Raw genomic sequence first — 3,410 nt, 5'->3', positions numbered from 1 at the left:
GTCGAAGGTGGGACTGGCGATTGGGACGAAGTCGTAACAAGGTAGCCGTACCGGAAGGTGCGGCTGGATCACCTCCTTTCTAAGGAGACCCGTGGGAATCGCGGGCGTTGCACGCGCACGAGTGGTGGGGCACTGTTGGGTTCTCTGGGGGCGCACCTGTGTGGTGGGCTCTGGTGGCTGGTTGAGAACTGTATAGTGGTGGCGAGCATCTGATCGTGTGTGATCGGTGTGTGGTTTCGTGTCCAGGGGCGTACGGTGGATGCCTGGGCATCAGACGCTGAGGAAGGACGTGGGAGGCCGCGATAGGCCTGGGGGAGCTGTCAACCGAGCTGTGATCCCAGGGTGTCCGAATGGGGAAACCCGGCCGGGGTGATGCCCGGTCACCGGTGCCTGAACAGTGGTATAGGGCATCGGGAGGCACGGGGGGAACTGAAACATCTCAGTACCTCCAGGAAGAGAAAACAACAGTGATTCCCTCAGTAGTGGTGAGCGAACGGGGAGCAGGCTAAACCGGGTGCGTGGGCGAGTCGGCAGACGGTGCGTGCCCGGGGTTGTGGGAGTGTGTGGTGTCTGTGCTGCCGCGCAGGCGCGTGTGCTCGAGTGGTGAGCCGAAGGTGTTGGAAGGCACCGGCGCAGTGGGTGAGACCCCCGTAGGTGAACACCGCTGGGTGGGCGTGCACACATGTCCCGAGTAGCGCGGGGCCCGGGAAATCCCGTGTGAATCGGCCAGGACCGCCTGGTAAGCCTAAATACGTCTGGTGACCGATAGTGGATGTGTACCGTGAGGGACTGGTGAAAAGTACCCCGGGAGGGGAGTGAAAGAGTTCCTGAAACCGTGCGCCCACGAGCCGTCAGAGCAGTCCCTGTTTGGGGGTGTGATGGCGTGCCTTTTGAAGAATGAGCCTGCGAGTTAGTGGTGCGTGGCGAGGTTAACCCGTGAGGGGAAGCCGCAGCGAAAGCGAGTCCGAACAGGGCGTGGTAGTCGCGTGCTCTAGACCCGAAACCGAGTGAGCTACCCGTGGCCAGGGTGAAGCGCGGGTAAGACCGTGTGGAGGCCCGCACCCACCAGGGTTGAAAACCTGGGGGATGAGCTGCGGGTAGGGGTGAAAGGCCAATCAAACTCGGAGATAGCTGGTTCTCCCCGAAATGCATTTAGGTGCAGCGTCGTGGTAGGCCTGGTGCTGGTAGAGCGACTGGATGGCGAATGGCCCGGTGCGGGTACTGACGTCAACCAAACTCCGAATGGTGCCAGGCAGTGCGCGGCAGTGAGTCCCTGGGGGACAAGCTCCAGGGTCGAGAGGGAAACAGCCCAGATCACCGGCTAAGGCCCCGAAGTGTGTGCTGAGTGGAAAAGGATGTGGGATCGCCGAGACAACCAGGAGGTTGGCTTAGAAGCAGCCATCCTTGAAAGAGTGCGTAACAGCTCACTGGTCAAGTGATCCTGCGCCGATAATATAGCGGGGCTTGGAAGCACACCGCCGAAGCCGTGGCACCGCCCCCTTGTGGGTGGTGGGTAGGGGAGCATCCCTCACCGCGGTGAAGCATCCCTGTAAGGGGGTGTGGAGTGTGGGGGAGAGAGAATGCAGGCATGAGTAGTGCTAGGGCAGTGAGAATCTGTCCCGCCGAATGACCAAGGGTTCCAGGGCCAGGCTGATCCGCCCTGGGTGAGTCGGATCCTAAGGCGAGGCCGACAGGCGTAGTCGACAGGACAACGGGTTGATATTCCCGTACCCGCCCTGACACGTCCCATACCAGCCCCCATGACACCAGCATCAACCGGTGGGCCGTGTTCCTCGTTCGCGAGGGCCGGGTCTGCTGGTGGTGGTGTGTGTGGTGGGTGTGTTGGTCAGCGACGGGGTGACGCAGAAGGGTAGCCCAGCCCGGGCGATGGTGGTTCCCGGGGTAACGGTGTAGCCGGCCGGCCCAGGCAAATCCGGGCCGGTGTTCACGGTGAGACCGGAGGCCGAGCCAGTGTGGCGAAGTGGGCGAGCCCCGGCTGCCGAGAAAAGCCTCTAGCGAGTGTGAGGGCGGTCCGTACCCGAAACCGACACAGGTGGTCTGGTAGAGCATACCGAGGCGAGCGGGCGAACCGTGGTTAAGGAATTCGGCAACATGTCCCCGTAACTTCGGGAGAAGGGGAGCCGCCGCTGGTGACCCCCCATGCGGGGCGAGCTGGGGGCGGCCGCAGAGAATGGGCCCAAGCGACTGTTTACTAAAAACACAGGTCCGTGCGAAGTCGTAAGACGCGGTATACGGACTGACGCCTGCCCGGTGCCGGAACGTTAAGGGGAGCCGTGAACCCCCACGGGGGTGTGGCGGCGAACCGAAGCGCCGGTAAACGGCGGTGGTAACTATAACCATCCTAAGGTAGCGAAATTCCTTGTCGGGTAAGTTCCGACCTGCACGAATGGCGTAACGACTTGGGCGCTGTCTCGACCACGGACCCGACGAAATTGCACGACGAGTTAAGATGCTCGTTTCGCGCGGCAGGACGGAAAGACCCCGGGACCTTTACTACAGCTTGGTATGGGCGTCCGCGGCGGCTTGTGTAGGATAGGTGGGAAACGGGGAAGGTCACACGCCAGTGTGGCTGGAGTTGCTGGTGAAATACCACTCTGGTCGTTGTGGGCGTCTAACCTCGGTCCGTCACCCGGACCAGGGACAGTGCCTGGTGGGTAGTTTAACTGGGGCGGTTGCCTCCCAAACAGTAACGGAGGCGCCCAACGGTTCCCTCAGCCTGGACGGAAACCAGGTGGCGAGTGCAAGTGCACAAGGGAGCTTGACTGTGAGACCGACGGGTCAAGCAGGTGCGAAAGCAGGGACTAGTGATCCGGCACCGGCATGCGGACGCGGTGTCGCTCAACGGATAACAGGTACCCCGGGGATAACAGGCTGATCTTGCCCAAGAGTCCCTATCGACGGCATGGTTTGGCACCTCGATGTCGGCTCGTCGCATCCTGGGGCTGAAGTCGGTCCCAAGGGTTGGGCTGTTCGCCCATTAAAGCGGCACGCGAGCTGGGTTTAGAACGTCGTGAGACAGTTCGGTCCCTATCCGCCGCGCGCGCACGGAGACGTGCGGGGAGCTGTCCCCAGTACGAGAGGACCGGGACGGACGAACCTCTGGTCTGCCAGTTGTCCCGCCAGGGGCAGGGCTGGTTCGCTACGTTCGGCACGGATAACCGCTGAAAGCATCTAAGCGGGAAGCCCACCCCAAGACCACGTCTCCCACCCCCCCTGTGGGGGGATAAGGCCCCCAGCAGATGACTGGGTCGATAGGCCCGACATGCACGCACAGCAATGTGCTCAGTGGACGGGTACTAACCGGCCGAACGACGAACACCCACACCCACGCTTGCCACCACTATGCGGCTCCCAACCAGCCACCCCCCTGTCTCTGCCCACAGAGACAC

At 62.3% G+C, this 3,410-nt stretch carries 2 rRNA genes; both read left to right on the top strand.

What is annotated here, in order from left to right:
* Positions 1–79: ribosomal RNA gene (locus CEP50_RS19650) — 16S ribosomal RNA — on the top strand; the annotation flags it as partial.
* A 153-nt stretch (positions 80–232) separates the two neighbouring features.
* Positions 233–3,343, top strand: a 23S ribosomal RNA gene (locus CEP50_RS19645).
* Positions 3,344–3,410: the final 67 nt, after the last annotated feature.

It is taken from the genome of Actinopolyspora mortivallis, assembly GCF_003001495.1.
Taxonomy (GTDB): Bacteria; Actinomycetota; Actinomycetes; order Mycobacteriales; family Pseudonocardiaceae; genus Actinopolyspora; species Actinopolyspora mortivallis_A.
The sequence above is the reverse complement of the archived record's forward strand: the minus strand, read 5'-3'. Positions and strand labels throughout refer to the sequence as shown.